General features: G+C 74.6%; 13 protein-coding genes. 10 read left to right on the plus strand and 3 right to left on the minus strand.

Annotated features, from left to right (window positions below; translation table 11 throughout):
* Position 1: 1 nt before the first annotated feature.
* The gene (locus tag ML5_RS23310) at positions 2–865 is read right to left on the minus strand and encodes a TauD/TfdA family dioxygenase (protein ID WP_013476413.1); all 864 of its coding nucleotides are present in this window, start codon (positions 863–865) and stop codon (positions 2–4) included.
* Between the two features lie 161 nt (positions 866–1026).
* Here ML5_RS23310 and ML5_RS23315 point away from each other — a divergent pair, with 161 nt between their 5' ends.
* The 6 genes from ML5_RS23315 to ML5_RS23340 all read left to right on the plus strand — a co-directional run bounded on the left by ML5_RS23315 (position 1027) and on the right by ML5_RS23340 (position 8348).
* Positions 1027–2052 (plus strand): methyltransferase, encoded by a 1026-nt coding sequence (locus tag ML5_RS23315; RefSeq protein WP_013476414.1) that lies wholly within the window; start codon positions 1027–1029, stop codon positions 2050–2052.
* Positions 2053–2304: 252 nt separating this feature from the next.
* A complete protein-coding gene (locus ML5_RS23320; protein ID WP_013476415.1) occupies positions 2305–3324 on the plus strand; it encodes a polyprenyl synthetase family protein in 1020 nt (339 codons plus the stop codon).
* Entirely contained in the window at positions 3321–4355 is a 1035-nt protein-coding gene (locus ML5_RS23325) for a UbiA family prenyltransferase (RefSeq protein ID WP_013476416.1), read from the plus strand. Before ML5_RS23320 ends, ML5_RS23325 begins: the two co-directional genes overlap by 4 nt.
* Positions 4352–6052, plus strand: coding sequence for a prenyltransferase/squalene oxidase repeat-containing protein (locus ML5_RS23330; RefSeq protein WP_013286863.1), 1701 nt, complete (start codon positions 4352–4354; stop codon positions 6050–6052). Before ML5_RS23325 ends, ML5_RS23330 begins: the two co-directional genes overlap by 4 nt.
* Positions 6049–7323 (plus strand): NAD(P)/FAD-dependent oxidoreductase, encoded by a 1275-nt coding sequence (locus ML5_RS23335; RefSeq protein ID WP_013286862.1) that lies wholly within the window; start codon positions 6049–6051, stop codon positions 7321–7323. Before ML5_RS23330 ends, ML5_RS23335 begins: the two co-directional genes overlap by 4 nt.
* The gene (locus ML5_RS23340; protein WP_236619276.1) at positions 7323–8348 is read left to right on the plus strand and encodes an aminotransferase class I/II-fold pyridoxal phosphate-dependent enzyme; all 1026 of its coding nucleotides are present in this window, start codon (positions 7323–7325) and stop codon (positions 8346–8348) included. Before ML5_RS23335 ends, ML5_RS23340 begins: the two co-directional genes overlap by 1 nt.
* On the opposite strand, the gene ML5_RS23345 is transcribed toward ML5_RS23340, so the two are convergent.
* On the minus strand, positions 8253–9221 hold the full coding sequence (locus ML5_RS23345; protein WP_232236585.1) for a 2-hydroxy-acid oxidase: 969 nt from the start codon (positions 9219–9221) through the stop codon (positions 8253–8255). The two genes, ML5_RS23340 and ML5_RS23345, sit on opposite strands and share 96 nt — an antisense overlap.
* 5 nt (positions 9222–9226) lie before the next feature.
* Entirely contained in the window at positions 9227–10165 is a 939-nt protein-coding gene (locus ML5_RS23350; RefSeq protein WP_013476419.1) for a 3-oxoacyl-[acyl-carrier-protein] synthase III C-terminal domain-containing protein, read from the minus strand.
* 71 nt (positions 10166–10236) lie between these two features.
* Here ML5_RS23350 and ML5_RS23355 point away from each other — a divergent pair, with 71 nt between their 5' ends.
* The 4 genes from ML5_RS23355 to ML5_RS23370 all read left to right on the plus strand — a co-directional run bounded on the left by ML5_RS23355 (position 10237) and on the right by ML5_RS23370 (position 15017).
* Positions 10237–11397, plus strand: coding sequence for a glycosyltransferase (locus ML5_RS23355; protein ID WP_013476420.1), 1161 nt, complete (start codon positions 10237–10239; stop codon positions 11395–11397).
* Positions 11398–11482: 85 nt separating this feature from the next.
* Positions 11483–12460 carry a daunorubicin resistance protein DrrA family ABC transporter ATP-binding protein gene (locus ML5_RS23360; RefSeq protein ID WP_013286857.1) on the plus strand — a complete coding sequence of 326 codons (978 nt, stop codon included), beginning with the start codon at positions 11483–11485 and terminating at the stop codon, positions 12458–12460.
* Between the two features lie 23 nt (positions 12461–12483).
* Complete coding sequence (locus ML5_RS23365; protein WP_013476421.1) at positions 12484–13248, plus strand: ABC transporter permease; 765 nt, start codon at positions 12484–12486, stop codon at positions 13246–13248.
* 116 nt (positions 13249–13364) lie between these two features.
* Positions 13365–15017, plus strand: coding sequence for a class I adenylate-forming enzyme family protein (locus ML5_RS23370; RefSeq protein WP_013476422.1), 1653 nt, complete (start codon positions 13365–13367; stop codon positions 15015–15017).
* Positions 15018–15046: the final 29 nt, after the last annotated feature.

Here is a 15046-nt window from a genome sequence, read left to right on the forward strand (position 1 = left end):
GTCAGTAGCTCTCCACCGCGTTGACCCGGCCCGGCCAGTAGCGTTCGCCGGGTGCCGGGACGTAGTGCTCCCACCGGGGCTCGTTCCCGGTCGGGTGGTCGCCGAGCACGGTGATCCGCTGCCCGCGCCGCAGCCCGTCGTAGTCGTTCACGGCGTAGTGCTGGGTGACCCGGTTGTCCCACACCGCGACGTCCCCGGTCCGCCACCGGTAGCGGCAGGTGAACTGGGGACTCTCGGAGAAGGTGAACAGGTGCTCCAGCAGCGCGTCGCTCTCGTTGCGGGTCAGCTGCGGGATGTGCGAGGTGAACAGCCGGTTGACGTACAGCGAGCGGCGCCCGGTCTCCGGGTGCACCCGGACCACCGGGTGTTCGGCGCGGCTGGTGAACTCGGTGCCGATCCGGATGACGTGGATGGCGGTCAGCCCGTCGAGCAGGTCCCGCATCGGCGCGGAGAGCGCCTCGTAGACCCGGTACTGGTTGGTCCACATGGTGTCGCCGCCGACCTCGGGCAACTGGATCAGGTGCAGGACCGAGGCGATCGGCGGGCTCTGGTGGAACGTCATGTCGGTGTGCCAGACGTCGACCTTGCCGCCGTCGGCGGAGTCGATGACGACGATCTCCGGGTGCCCGTCCAGCCGGGGCAGGTACGGGTGCAGCTCCACCTCGCCGAAGCGACGGCCGAACGCGACGTGCGCCTGCGGCGTCAGCCCGGTCTGACCGGCGAGGAAGACCACCTGGTGCTTGAGCAGCAGGTCGTGGATCAGCGCGAAACCCTCGTCGGTGAGCGTGTTCAGGTCGATGCCGTGGACCTCGGCGCCCAGCGCGCCGGAGACGAGCCGGACCTCGGCCGCGATGGATGTGGTCATCGATGATCCCTCCGGTCTGCGCGCCTCGGCTGGTCCGCGAATTGTTCCACGTCCATGAATGTCCTCACCAGCCGTCGTCGTTGACTCACCCGCCGTACGCCTGGAAGCATGCGCACCGGCGGGGGCGGCGGTGCCGGCCCGCGACGCGGGAGGAGGCGCCGGTGTCGATCGATGCCCAGATCGAGGGTGACGCGGGGGAGCGGCTCGACCGGCTCACCGACCTGGCCACCCCGTTCGCGGTCCGCACGGCGGTGACGCTGCGCGTGCCGGACCGGATCGCCGCGGGCGTCACCGGTCTGGGTGAGCTGGCCGACGCCTGCGGCGCGGACGCCGCCGCGCTGGGCCGCCTGCTGCGCTACCTCGTGCACCGGGGCGTGTTCGTCGAGGTGTCGCCGGACGTGTTCGGCCTCACCGACGTCGGCGAGCTGCTCTGCGACCGCGACGGCGGCGGCCACGGCGCCTACCTGGACCTCGGCGGGCTCGGCGCGCGGATGGACCTGGCCTGGACCGGCCTGCCGCACGCGATCCGCACCGGCGGGCCCGGCTACCGGGAGGTGCACGGGCGCGACTTCTGGGCCGACCTCGACGCCCACCCGGACCACCGGGCCTACTTCGACGCGCTGATGCTCAGCCAGCAGCGGTTCACCGCCCCGGAGGTCGCGGCGCTCTACCCCTGGCACGAGGCGAAGCACGTGGTCGACGTGGCCGGGGGTGCGGGCGGGCTGTTGCGGGAGGTGCTGGGCGCCCATCCGCACCTGCGGGGCACGCTCGTCGACCGCGACGAGCCGGTGGCCACCGCCGCCGCGACGTTCGCCGCATGCGGCCTCGCCGACCGGGCCGAGACCGTGGTGGGGGACTTCTTCGCCCCGCTGCCGCCCGGCGCCGACGTGTACGTGGTCTCCCGCGCGCTCACCGACTGGAGCGACGCCCACGCCACCGCGATCCTGCGGCGCTGCGCCGAGGCGGCCGGGACCACCGGCAGGGTGCTCGTCATCGAGGTGCTGCCGACGGTGCCGCACGTGCCGCACCTGTCCCCGTACGACCTGCGGATGCTGGTCCTCGTCGGCGGCCGGGAGCGCGGGTTGCCCGAGTTCGCCGCGCTCGCCGCCGCCGCGGGCCTGGCGCCCCGGCGCACCTACCACGGCACCGACGGGCTGACGCTCATGGAGTTCGCCGCCGGCGCCTGAGCGGGCCCGGGGGAGCCGAACCTGTCCGGTGCCGTCCCGTGCGCCCGAACATTGACGTATATGCATCGAGATGGCGGCCGTGGGTCAAACGGCGGATTTCTCTGCGCATCGGTCAATGTGCTGAAGAATGCTGTCGCGACATTTGCGGCCACCCATGTCCATGCGCGTTTATCAATGGTTGTTCCGGGGAGGACCTACCGGTAACGTCTCGCGTGGCGACTAGCCGATCCCTGGCGAAAGGGTCGACGCGTCATGACGGTTGCTGGCTCCACGCGATATCCGCCCTTCATCGACGACCTGGCCCGCAGCGAATCGGGGCGGCTGCTGCGCGCCGAACTCGGCCGGCGGTGGCCGGAGACGCCCGACCAGCTCGACGCGATCGTGCGCTACGCGCTGCTGCCGGCGGGCAAGATGCTCCGCCCGATGATGACGCTGCACGCCGCCGAGGCGGTGGGCGGATCACCACGGGACGTCCTCGCCGCCGCGCTCGGCACCGAATACCTGCACGTCGCGACGCTCGTGCACGACGACATCATCGACGCCGACACGCTGCGCCGTGGCCGCCCGGCGGTCCCGGTCGCGTACAGCATCCCCGGCGCCATCGTGGCCGGGGACCACCTCATCTTCCACGCCTTCCAGGCGATGGTGGAGAGCGGCCGGGCCGTCCCCGCGGCGTCGGTCGTCTCCGCCGTCACCGCGCTCGCCGAGGCGGGCCAGGACCTGTGCCGGGGCCAGGCGCTGGAGGCGCGGCTCGTCGGCGACCTGGACGCGGGCGCCCGCTGGTACCCGGAGATGATCCGGCTCAAGACCGGCTCGCTGTTCCGCGCCGTGTGCCACATCGGCGCGTTGCTCGGCGGCGCCGACCCGCTGGTGGCCTCCGCGCTGGCCCGCTACGGCGAGCACGTCGGCACCGCGTTCCAGATCCGCGACGACCTGCTGTCCTACCTGTCCACCCCGGAGCAGACCGGCAAGCCCGCGACGAGCGACCTCAACAACGGCCGCCCCACGCTGCCGTTGCTGCTGGCGTACGACGCGATCAGCGACGCGGCACGGGTGGAACTGCTGGCGGTGCTGCACCGCCGTGGCGCCGGTCCCGGCGACGTCGAGTGGGTCACCGCCCTGCTCCGCGAGGTGGGCGCTGTCGACGGCGCCCGGCGGCTGATGGTGGAGCACGCCGAGCGGGCCCGCGCCGAGCTGGCAGCGCTCACCCCGTCCGCGAGCGCGGACGTGCTCACCGGCATCGCGGCCTGGATGACGAGCGAGATGGCGTGAGCACGGCCGGCGCCGTGCGAGCACTGCGGGCCCACGTGGAGACCTGGCGGCCCTACACCCTCTGGTACGTCGGGCTCGTCGGCCTGGCCGGCGCCGCAGTGGCCGGTGGCCACGATCCGTGGCTGCTGCTGTCGGCCTGGGCCGCGCCCACCGCCGGCTGGCTGGGCGGCCACTATCTCGGCGACTACTTCGACCGGGACCTCGACGCCGGCAGCAAGCCGCACCGGCCGATCCCGTCCAGCCGGCTGCGCGCGGGCACGGCACTGTGGTGCGGCAGCGCCTGCTTCGCCGCACTCGGCGTCCTGGCCGTACTCGGCGGATGGGGCACCACAGTGGCGGCGCTGCTGGCCGCGTGCGGCATCGTCGCGTACAGCAGGTGGTTCAAGGCCCGGGGGATCGCCGGCAACCTGGTCCGCGGCGCGCTCGGTGCGGTCGCGCTCGGCTACGGCGCGCTCGCCGCCGGGATCGCGCCGGACCGGGACTGGGCGGTGCCGGTGCTGCTCGCGCTCGCCGTCGCGTTCTGGTCGCACGACGCCATGTCCAACCTGGTCGGCGCGCTGCGCGACATCGACGGCGACCGTGCCGGCGGCTACCGCACGCTGCCGGTGGGGCGGGGCGTGCCGGCGGCCGTACGGACCGTGGTGGCGCTCTACGCCGTCACGATCGGCGCCGCCGTGACCGCCGGGCTGCTGGCCGAGCCGGGCACACGGATGGCGTACCTGGCCACTGTGCTCGTCGTCCTGGTCACCGGCGTCGCCGCGCTGGCTCCGCTGGTGGCGCGCCGCGACGGGATGCCCGTCCTGGTGGCGCTGCGCGCCCACTCGGTCCTGGTCGTCGAGCGGGTCGTGCTGGCCTCGGCGGCGGTCGGGCTCGGCCTCGGCGTCGCCGTGCAGCTCGCGCTCGCGCTGCCGATGGTGCTGCTGACCTGGCTGGCGCAGCGCGGCATGCGCGTCCGGCACGAACTCGGCCCGCCGGTCGCGGGCCTGACCCTCGCCACCCACAGTCGACTGCCTCTGGAGGACGCGCCATGACCGCTGTGACCGCCGAGGCCGTCGGGAAGGCCCTCACCGCTGGCGCCGAGGCGCTGTTCCGTCGCCGCCGCCCCGACGGCGCCTTCAGCGACGACCCACCCGCCTCGGTGCTCGGCACCGCGGGGGCTGTCGCTGCGCTGCACGCCGCCGACCCGTCCGGCTGCGCCGACCTGGTCGACGCCGGAACCGCCTGGCTGCGCCGCGCGCAGCACGACGACGGCGGCTGGGGTGGCGTCGTGGGCGCCGGCACCGCCGTCGTACCCACCGCCGTGGCGGTCGCCGCGCTGGCGCTGAGCGCACCGGCTGACAGTGCCGACGCGATTGCGGCTGGCCGCGCCCGGCTGGCCGCGCTCGGCGGCGTCGACACCATCACCGATCCGGCGATCTCGCTGCTGTGCCGGCAACTGCTCACCATGGCCGGGATGACAGCCGAGGCCGGCCCGCTGCGCCGGCTGCCGCTGGAGATCGTCCTGTTCGACCGGGTACGCCGGCAGCGCCTGTCGTTCCGTACCGCGCCGTTCGTCGGGCTGGCCCTGATGCAGGCCGACATGCTGCCCGCGGGCCGGCTGCGCCGGGCCACGCTGCGCCGCGCCCGTCCGGCGGCGGTACGGCTGCTGCGGTCCATCCACGACCACGAGGGCCGCACCGGAGCGCTCAGCGAGGACCCGTGGCCGGCCGCGCTCGTCCTGCTCGGTCTGGCCCGCAGCGGCGAGGCGCCCGACATCGCCCGCGCCGTCGTCGGCTGGCTGCGCCGGGCGGTACGCCCCGACGGATCCTGGGACGCGGTCAGCAACCTGGACCTCACCCGGTCCGGGTACGCGGCGACCGGGCTGATCGCGGCCGGCTACGCCGACGATCCCCGGCTGCACGCCACCCGGGAGTTCCTCCACGCCGCCCGCAAGACGGAGGCGTTCGAGGTGCTTGACGTGCCGCCGGGCGGGTGGAGCTACTCGAACGCCCGGGGCTGGCCGGTCACGCTGGAGTCGGCCGAGATCCTCTCCGCGCTCGCCGGACTCCCCGGTGCCGGCACCGACCCGGTGCTGCGCCAGGGACTGGCGTGGCTCGTCGGCCGCCAGGACAGCCGCGGCTCGTGGAGCCTGTGGGTCCGCGACACCCGGCTCCCCAACGACGGACCCTGCCCGGCCATCACCAGTCAGGCGATCCTCGCGCTGCACGACGCCGGGCATCCGGACGACCATCCGGCGATCGCCCGCGCGGCGGCCTGGCTGCTCACCCGGGCCGCGCCCGACGGCACGTTCGAGAACCTCTGGTACCGCGACCACACCTCCGGCACCGCGGTGGTGGTCGCCGCGCTGTCCCGGGTCGGGCACGCCCGGCACGAGGTGGTGCGCCGCGCAGCCCGGTGGCTGCGCGACACCCAGCTGCCCGACGGCTCGTGGGGCCCGGGCGACGGCACCGGCGGCACTGTGGAGGAGACGTCCTGGGCGGTGCAGGGCCTGCTCGCGACCGGCGATCCGGACGCCGCCGACGCGGTGGACCGGGGCGTCGCCTGGCTGGTGGCCGCCGCCGGACCGGACGGCGCCTGGCCCGCCGCCCGGGTGTGCAACTACATCCGCCACCACATGCGGTACCCGAACGCGGTGATCACCCAGGCGCTCGCGCTGCGGACGCTCGGCGAGTACCGCCGGGCCGCCGCCACGCGGTCCGGCGCCGCACCGGGCGCGATGGCCCGATGACCGCCGACGTGGTGGTGGCCGGCGCCGGCGCGGCCGGGCTGGCCTGCGCGCACGCGCTCGGCGCGCTCGGCCTGCGGGTGCTCGTGCTCGACCGGCAGCGCGCTCCCGCGTCGATCGCCAAGGGCGAGATCCTCCAGCCCGAGACGGTCCGCATCCTCGACTCCTGGGGCGCGCTGGACGCCCTGCGGGCCACCGGCGCGCGCCCGGTCGGGCGGCTGGCCATCCGCGACGCGCACGGCGAGCCGCTGCTCTGCCTGGACTACGCGGGCCTGCCCGGGGCGTACCGGCAGATCCTCTGCGCCGACTACGGCGACCTGCGCGCGGTGCTGACCGACCGGCTGCCGGCCGGCGTGGAGGTCCGGTGGGGTGTGCGGGTGACAGGCGTCCGGCGCGATCACGACGGGCGGATCGACGGCGTCCGGGTCGTCGCGGACGGCGCCGAGCGGGACATCGAGGCGTCGCTGGTGGTCGCGGCCGACGGCATGTCCTCGCCGCTGCGCCGCGCGGCCGGGATCGGCGTGGAGCGCCGGGAGTACCCGCACGGCCTGGTCGCCTTCGACGTGGACAGCGCCGAGGTGGCCGACGAGGTGTCCGCCTACCGCACCGCCCGGGGACTCTGCCTGGTCTACCCGCTGCCGGGCGGGCGGTGCCGCCTCTATGTGCAGGTCACACCGGACGAGTTCCGGGGCCGCGTGGACCTGGACGCGTGGTGCGGACGGCTGCTCGCCGCCGTCCCGGCGATCAGCCCGCTGGAACCGGCCGTGCGCGCGAGCCTGCACCGGCGCCAGTTGCTCGCGGTCTACCGGCTGCGCAGCGCGCGCCTGGCCGCACCGGGGCTCGCGCTCGCCGGTGAGGCCGCCCACGCGGTGCACCCGATGGCGGCGCAGGGCGTCAACAGCTCCCTCGGTGACGCCGAGACGCTCGCCGCCTGCCTGGCCGCCGAGGGCGGCGCGCCGGAACCGGCCGCCGTGGACCGGGCGCTGCGGGCCTTCGAGGCGGCCCGGCGGCCCCGGCTCGACCACGTCGCGACCGTCAGCCACAACGCCTCCCGCATGATCACCGCCGTGTCCGGGCTGCCGAAGCTGCTCGGCGCGCGGATGATGCGCCGTACCGCCGCCAACCCCCGGCTGCTCGGGCTCACCGCCGGCAACCTCTCCGGCACCGACGTCCGGCCGCTGTCGGCCGTCGACCGGCTCTACCAACTGGGGCTGCTGGCCGACCGGCACGCGCACACCCCGTCCCCACCGGTCCCGTCGGAAAGTGAGCGATGATGACGCCTGCCACCGCCGTCGGGACGCAACCCCCGGCCGACCTGTCCATGAACGAGACGCCCTACCCGCCGCTGCCGGGGATCCGGCGGGTGGTCGAGGGCGCCGCCGCGACGCTCCAGCGCTATCCGGACCGCACGTCGTCGGCGCTCGTCGCGGCGCTGTCGGCGCGGCTCGGCGTGGGCCCCGAGGCGATCCTCGTCGGCCCCGGCTCGGCCGGACTGTGCCAGCACCTCGTGCAGTCCCTCGGACCACGCCCGGACGTCGTCCACCCCGCCCTGTCGTTCGAGGGCTACCCGCTGATCATCGGCAACGCCGGCGCCCGCGCCGTGCCGGTCCCGATGCGCGGGTACGACCACGACCTGCCGGCCATGGCGGACGCGGTCACCGACCGGACCCGGTGCGTGCTGCTGTGCAACCCCAACAACCCGACCGGTACGGCGCTGCGCCGCGACGACGTCGAGGCGTTCCTCGACCGCGTCCCGGCCAACGTGCCGGTGATCGTGGACGAGGCGTACCGCGAGTTCGTCACCGACCCGCGCTCGCCGGACGGGATGGACCTGTACCGCGCGTACGACAACGTCTGCGTGCTGCGCACGTTCTCCAAGGCGTACGGGCTCGCCGCGCTGCGCGTCGGGTACGCCGTGGTGCCGCCCCGGCTCACCCGGGCCGCCGCGCTCACCGGGGCGGTGTTCTTCCCCTCCGCGCTCGCCCAGGCGGCGGCGGTGGCGAGCCTGACGCCGGAGGTGGGTGCCGAACTGACCCGGCGGTGCACCGACCTGGTGGCGGCGCGTACCGGCCTGATCGGCGCGCTGCGCGGCCTCGGGCTCACCGTGGCGCCCAGCGAGGCCAACTTCGTGTGGCTGCCGCTGGGGGAGCGGGCCGTGCCGTTCGCCGAGCGGGCCCGGGAGGCGGGCATCCTGGTGATGGCGCTACCAGGCGCCGGGGTCCGGATCACCGTCGGCGCCCCGGAGGCGAACGAGCGGCTGTGCGCGTTCGTCCGCGCCGCGCTCGCCGACGGGCTCTGACCGGTCCGCCGGCTCCAGCGCGGCCACGCTCAGGTAGCCCAGGCCGGGCTCGTAGTCGGCCACCACCACCGGCCGGGGCCGCGCCGCGTCCCCGGCGAGACGGTCCAGCAGCGCCCACCAGACCCCGGTGGACGGCTGCCTCGGTGGACCGGTGGTCACCGCGCCGCCGCCGGGGCCGGGCCACACGGCCGCGAGGTCGGCGCCGAGCACGACCGCGACATCGGTACGCCCGGCCGTCAGCTCGCGCACCTCGGCCGCCGCGAGCGCCGCGACGTCGCCGGGGCCGACGTCGGCGCGCTGGCGCAGCCCTGTCACCCGCGCCCCGCCGCTCCGGGCGGTGTCGTCGGCGGCGGTGCCGTAGAGCATGGCCACGGCCCGGTGGCGCGCCGGTACGGGCACCGCCGTGTCGTACGGCAGGACCGCCTGCTCGACGGTGAGCAGCAGGGCACGGCGGCACCCGTACTCGCGGGCGATCCGCAGCCCGGTGAAAGCCGCCGCCGAACCCTGGTCGCAGAGCGCGAACGACATCGGCGTGCCCGGGCACACGTGACTGAGGTACGCCGCGGTGGCCCGCCCGGGCAGCACGTCGTGCACGGCGAACGCCAGCACCAGCAGGTCCACCGGCTCGTCCGGGGGCACGAGCGCCGGGATCAGCTCGGCGGCCATCTCCCCGTACGACTGGCCCAGCGCCTCCGACGGCGCGTCGAACAGACCGTTCGGCACTTGCAGTCCGTACGGCCGGGTCAGGTCCGCCAGGTAGCCGGCGCTGCGCTCGCGCAGCACGGGATCGCCGAGCAGCGCGGCGGGGCCGGTGACCGTGTGCCGCGCGGCCCGCAGCAGGCGCAGCCCGTCGTCCAAGGTGGCCTCCCGCACGCCGGTCAGTGCTCGAACACCATGGCGGCGAACGTCGCGCCGTCCCCGGCGCCCACCGCCGCGACCAGGTAGCGGTCACCCGGCCGGAGCAGGTCGCGCTCCTGGGCGGTGCGGTAGTTCACGAACGCGTCGGCGCAGAACACGTGCCCGGTCTCGGTCACGTTGTCCAGCAGCACCCGGTCCAGCGGCAGCCCGATCAGCCGGCACAGCCGCTTCCAGGTCATCAGGTTGACGTTGTGCGGCAGCACCAGCCGCAGCTCGGACAGCGCCGTCCCGGCCCGGTCCAGCGCGCGGCCGATCACCTCGGCCAGCGCCGGCCGGTACGCCCGCTGGAACCGTGCCGGGGACTCGCCGCCGGCCACGTCGAACTCGCCCCGCTGGTGGCAGGCGTACGCGAGGAGCCGGTCCCGGCCGCCTCCGGCGCTGAGCAGGCAGGCCGAGGAGCCCTCGCTGAACACCGACGTCTCGGGGATGAACTGGGCGTCGCGGGTGAACGCCTTCTCCCCGGTGAGCACCAGCGCGAGCGGCGGGCCGTCGGGCGTGTCCGGTTCGGACGCGAGCAGCCGCCCGGCCACGTCGATCGCGGCCAGCGCGCTGGCGCAGGACTGCTGGGTGAGCGTGAACGCGAGTGCGTGGCCCAGCCCGAGCGTGCGGCACACCTCGTGCAGCGGGTTGACCGGATAGGGGGTGACCACCGGGAACGCCCGCCCGTACACCACGAACCGCACGCGCTGCCGTAGCGCGGGAAGCGCGGTGAGGCCGGCCGCCGCGTGCAGCAGCAGGTCGGTCAGGGACAGCCCGGGGTCGCGACGGACCTCGGTCAGGCCGTGGAAGCGGCGGAACAGGCGGACCTGCATGTCGGTCAGGCCCAGCGGCGCGGCCAGGCTCTCGACCGGCACCCGGCGCTGCGGCAGGAACACCGAGACGGCGTCGATCGCCGTCATACGCGTACCGTCACGCCACGGATCAGATCAGTGACGCCGATGGATGTCAACGCGCGTGCGATCATATCGACGTGGCTCGCTTCCTCTTCGTCGTGCTGCCGGTGGAGTCCCATCTGCACGCCCCGGTCGCCATCGCCCAGCAACTGGAGGCGGCCGGGCACGAGGTGGCCTGGGTCGGGCCGCGCAGCGACCTGCGTCCGCTGGTCGGCCCGGACGCCACGCTGTTCCCGACCGGCAAGCGCTACTACCGCCCCGACGGCGCGTCCGGGCCGGACTCCGTGCGCAGCCTCTGGGAGGGGCACGTGCTGCCCGCCAACCGGTTCATCCGCGACGCCGCCGACTCGGCGGTCGAGCGGTACCGGCCGGACGTGGTGGTGGCCGACCAGTACGCGCTGGCCGGCGCGCTCGCCGCGCACCGGCGCGGGCTGCCGTGGGCGACGTTCTGCGTCGGCATGCTGGAGCTGACGCCGCCGACCGGGGAGATGCCCGAGTTCACTGACTGGGTACGCGCCCAGGTCCGCCGGGTGTGGGCGATGACCGACGTACCGGTGGACGAGACGATCGACCTGCGCTTCTCGCCGTACCTCGTGATCGGGCTGACCACCACGGCGCTGACCGGCCCGGCGCCGCTGCCGCCGGGCTGCGTGCTCACCGGGCCGGCGCTGGGACGGCGGCCGAACGCGCCCGCGTTCGCCTGGGACGCGTGGGATCCCGGCCGCCGGCACGTGCTGGTCACGGTCGGGACGATGGCCGAGCACCTCGCAGCCGACTTCTACCTGCGGATGACGGCGGCGACCGCGCCGCTCGCCGACCGGGTCCAGGTGATCCTCACCGCCGCCCCCGGCCTGGTGCCCGACCCGCCGCCGCACGTGCTGGTCGCGCCCCGGGTGCCGGTGCTGGAGCTGATGCCCCGGCTGGACGCGCTGGTGTCCCACGGTGGCCTGGGCACCGTCTCCGAGGCGCTGGCACACGGCGTGCCGGTGGTGGTCGCGCCGATCCGGCACGACCACCCGGCGGTGGCGCGTCAGGTGCGCCGGGCCGGCGCCGGCCTGGAGGTCTCCTTCGGATCGGCGACCCCGGCGGAGCTGACCGCCGCGCTGAGCGCGGTGCTCGACGAGCCCGCGTACCGGGCGGGCGCGCGCCGGGTGGGGGAGTCGTTCGCGGCGGCCGGCGGCGCCCGCGCGGCGGCGGCGCACCTCGCCGCGTTGGCACGGACGGCTCCCGACGCCTGACGCATCGACCGTTGTCCAACAGTCGGGGCCGAACTAGCCTGACCTGACGCACCCGCGCAGGCGTCGTGCCGCACGAGGAGGCTCGATGATCGAGGCCACCGGCCTACGCAAGTCCTTCCGGGTCGGGCGTGGGCGCGGCGCCACCACAGTCGACGCGGTACGCGGCGTCGACTTCGCGGTACGCCGAGGCGAGATCGTCGGGTTCCTCGGCCCGAACGGCGCCGGTAAGTCCACCACGCTGCGGATGCTCGCGACGCTGATCCGGCCCAGCGGGGGAGCGGCCACCATCGCCGGTGTCGATCTGCTGCGCGCGCCCGCGCAGGTCCGGCGGCGGATCGGCTTCGTGGCGCAGGCCAGCGGCACCTACGACGACTCCACCGCCCGCCGGGACCTGGTGCTCCAGGCCCGGATGCACGGCCTGTCCAAGTCGGTGGCGCAGGAACTGGCAGCCGGGGCGATCCGCGCGTTCCAGCTCGACGACTTCGCCGACCGCAAGATCAAGACGTACTCGGGCGGGCAGCGCCGCCGTCTCGACGTGGCACTGGGTGTCATCCACTCGCCGCAGGTCATGTTCCTGGACGAGCCCACCGCCGGGCTCGACCCGCCCAGCCGGGTCCGGATGTGGCAGGAGGTACGGCGGCTGCGCGAGGAGGGCATGACCATCTTCCTCACCACGCACTACCTGGACGAGGCCGACAGCCTCTGCGACCGGGTCTCGATCATCGACGCCGGGCGGATCGTGGCCGAGGGCACCCCGTCGGCGCTCAAACGCGAGATCTCCGGTGACGTGGTCGCGATCGACTTCGCCGCCGCCGACGTCGCGGGCGAGACCGGCGGCGACCTGCCGGCAGCGACGAAGCTGCTGGCCGAGGCGCCGTACGTGCACGCGGCCGAGCCGGTCGACGGCACGCTGCGGCTCTACGTGGACAGCGCCGCCACCGCCATCCCGCAGATCATGCGGGCGCTCTACGACAGGGGCATCGAGCCCGGCGCGATCGAGGCCCGCCGGCCCAGCCTCGACGACGTGTTCCTGGCCAAGACCGGCCGGTCGCTCGCCGAGTGACCGGACGCCGAGAGGAGTACGGCGTGAAACTCGTCCGCGACACCTGGCTGATCTTCCAGCAGGAGGCCGGCCTGATGGTGCGCAACCCGGTGATGGTCGCGTTCAGCCTGGCCCAGCCGATCACCTACCTGATCCTCTTCGCGCCGTTCCTCAAGGTGGTGATGGTCGACCGGGGCGCCGCGTCCTACGCCGACGCGTACCGGATCTACGTGCCCGGCCTGTTCGTGGCGATGGGCCTGTTCGGTGGCCTGTTCGCCGGTTACGGGCTGCTCAGCGCGCTGCGGGCGGGCATCATCGACAGGTGCCGGGTGACGCCGGTGAGCCGGACCGGCCTGCTGCTGGGCCGGGCGCTGATGCACGTGTGCCTCAACGTGGTGCAGGCCGTCGTGGTCACGCTCGTGGCGCTGCCGTTCGGCCTGCGGGTGCACCTGGCGAACCTGCTGGTGTCGTACGCGCTGCTGTCGGTGATGGTGCTGCTCAGCACCTCGATCTCGTACGACATCGCGTTGCTGGTGCGCAACGAGAACAGCCTCGGCGTGCTGGTGAACACCGTCGGGCAGCCGGTGTCGCTGCTCGCCGGCGTGCTCATCCCGCTCGTGCTGGCGCCGATGTGGATCCAGCGGGTCGCGGTGTGGAACCCGTTCGCCTGGGCCACCGACGGCATGCGCGCGCTGTTCGCCGGCCAGATCACCCAGACCGTGGTGTGGCAGGGCGCGCTGATCATGTCCGGGCTGGCCGCCGCCAGTCTGTTCTGGTCGTCGCACCTGTTCAACCGCGAGGTCTCCTGACCGTCCGTACATCGACCATTGTCTCAGCGTGGCGGGCGCTCTAGCCTGATCGTGTCCCCGCTCGGCGGCCGGTACGGGGCGCGGCCGTGACGCGTGTCAGCTGAGGAGGCCACTCGTTGGGTGCCGACAACTTCCGGGCGACGCTGGCGGCCGACATGGAGCTGGGCGCGGGCAACGTGCTGCTCAGGCTGGCCGAGCACGGCGCCGACATGGACATGCCCCGGGTGACGTTCGACGCCGACGTCGACGGCATCCCCGCCTGGACGCCGCTGTCGCTGGCCACGCTCACCGACCGGGTCGCGGCCCGGGCCGCCTGGTTCCGGGCGCGCGGCGTCCGCCGGGCCGACCCGATCGCGGTGTACGTGACCTCCGCGCCCGACGTGTTCCTCAACTTCCTGGCGCTGACCTGGCTCGGCGCGATCCCGGCGCTGATGAACGGCAACATGCCGGTCCCGCTGGCCGCCGAGTTCATCAGGCGGCTGCGCGGGGCCGGCGTGGTGGTCGACGCCGACCACGCCGCGCTGGCCGGGCACGACCTCGGCGTGGAGATCCTCGGCGACGCGGCGCAGACCGGCACCGGCGACCCGGCGCAGGCGCCGCCGCACCACCGGCACCACCCCGAGGAACCGGTGGTCATCACCCACTCCTCGGGCACCACCCGGGTGCCGGCGGCGATCGTCCACTCGCACCACGGCCTGTTCGCCGCGATCCGCGCGGTCCGCCTCACCGAGTCCCGGCCGTACGGCGAGGTGCGGGAGATGTCCGCGCTGCCGGCCGCGCACGCCGCCGGCATCATCACGCTCAACCAGGCGCTCTGCAACGGCTACCAGCTGCTGTGCCTGTCCGCGCAGGGCGGCCCGTTCGAGCGCAGCGCGGAGACGATCCTGGACGCGATCGAGCGGTGGCGTCCCACCGGCGTCTTCGGCTTCGCGGTGACCTGGTCGGAGCTGGCCCGGGTCGACCTGACCACCCGCGACCTCAGCTCGGTGCGCAACTGGTTCAACACCGGTGACTGCGCGCACGAGGCGCACGTACGCCGGCTGGTCGCCGTCGGCAGCCACCCCGCGTACACCCGCGACGGCATGGTCGACGTCCCGGGCTCCAAGTTCGTCGACATGCTCGGCTCCACCGAGATGGGGCACGGCGCGTTCCGGATCACCCACCGGCTGGGCAGTGACCGCTACGACCGCTGCGTCGGCAGGCCGTACCCGTTCGCCGAGATCGCGCTGCTCGACGTGGACACCGGCGAGGAGGTCCCGCCGGGGCAGGTGGGGCACGTCGGCCTGAAGTCGCCGACGCTGGCGCTCGGCTACTGGAACGACTCGGTCACCACGTACCGGACGCGGCTGGGCGGCTACTACCTGACCGGTGACCTGATGTACCGCGACGCGGCCGGCGACTACCACCACGTCGACCGGGCCAGCGACGCGGTCGACCTGGGCGGCGGCACCTGGCTGTACACCGCGCTGTCCGAGGAGCGCATCCTCCGGCACTGCCCGGACGTCCGCGACTGCACCGTCCTCGCGGCGGCGGGGGAGGACGGCACGACTGTGACCGACGTGCTGCTCCTGCTCACCGCCGACGCCGATCCGGCAGCCGACCGTACCGGCCGGGTCCGGGCCGCGCTGGGGCCGGCGGTGGCCGCGACGCTGCGCCGGGTGGTGACGGTCCCCGACGACGACGTGGTCATGGGGCCGACCGGGAAGGTCCGCAAGTTCCTGATGCGACAGCGGCTGCTGGCCGACGCCGGAGCGCCCGGCGCGGGCTGACCGGCGGGGATCGACGGTTGGCACGGCCG

The organism is Micromonospora sp. L5 (genome assembly GCF_000177655.2).
Lineage (GTDB): Bacteria > Actinomycetota > Actinomycetes > Mycobacteriales > Micromonosporaceae > Micromonospora > Micromonospora aurantiaca.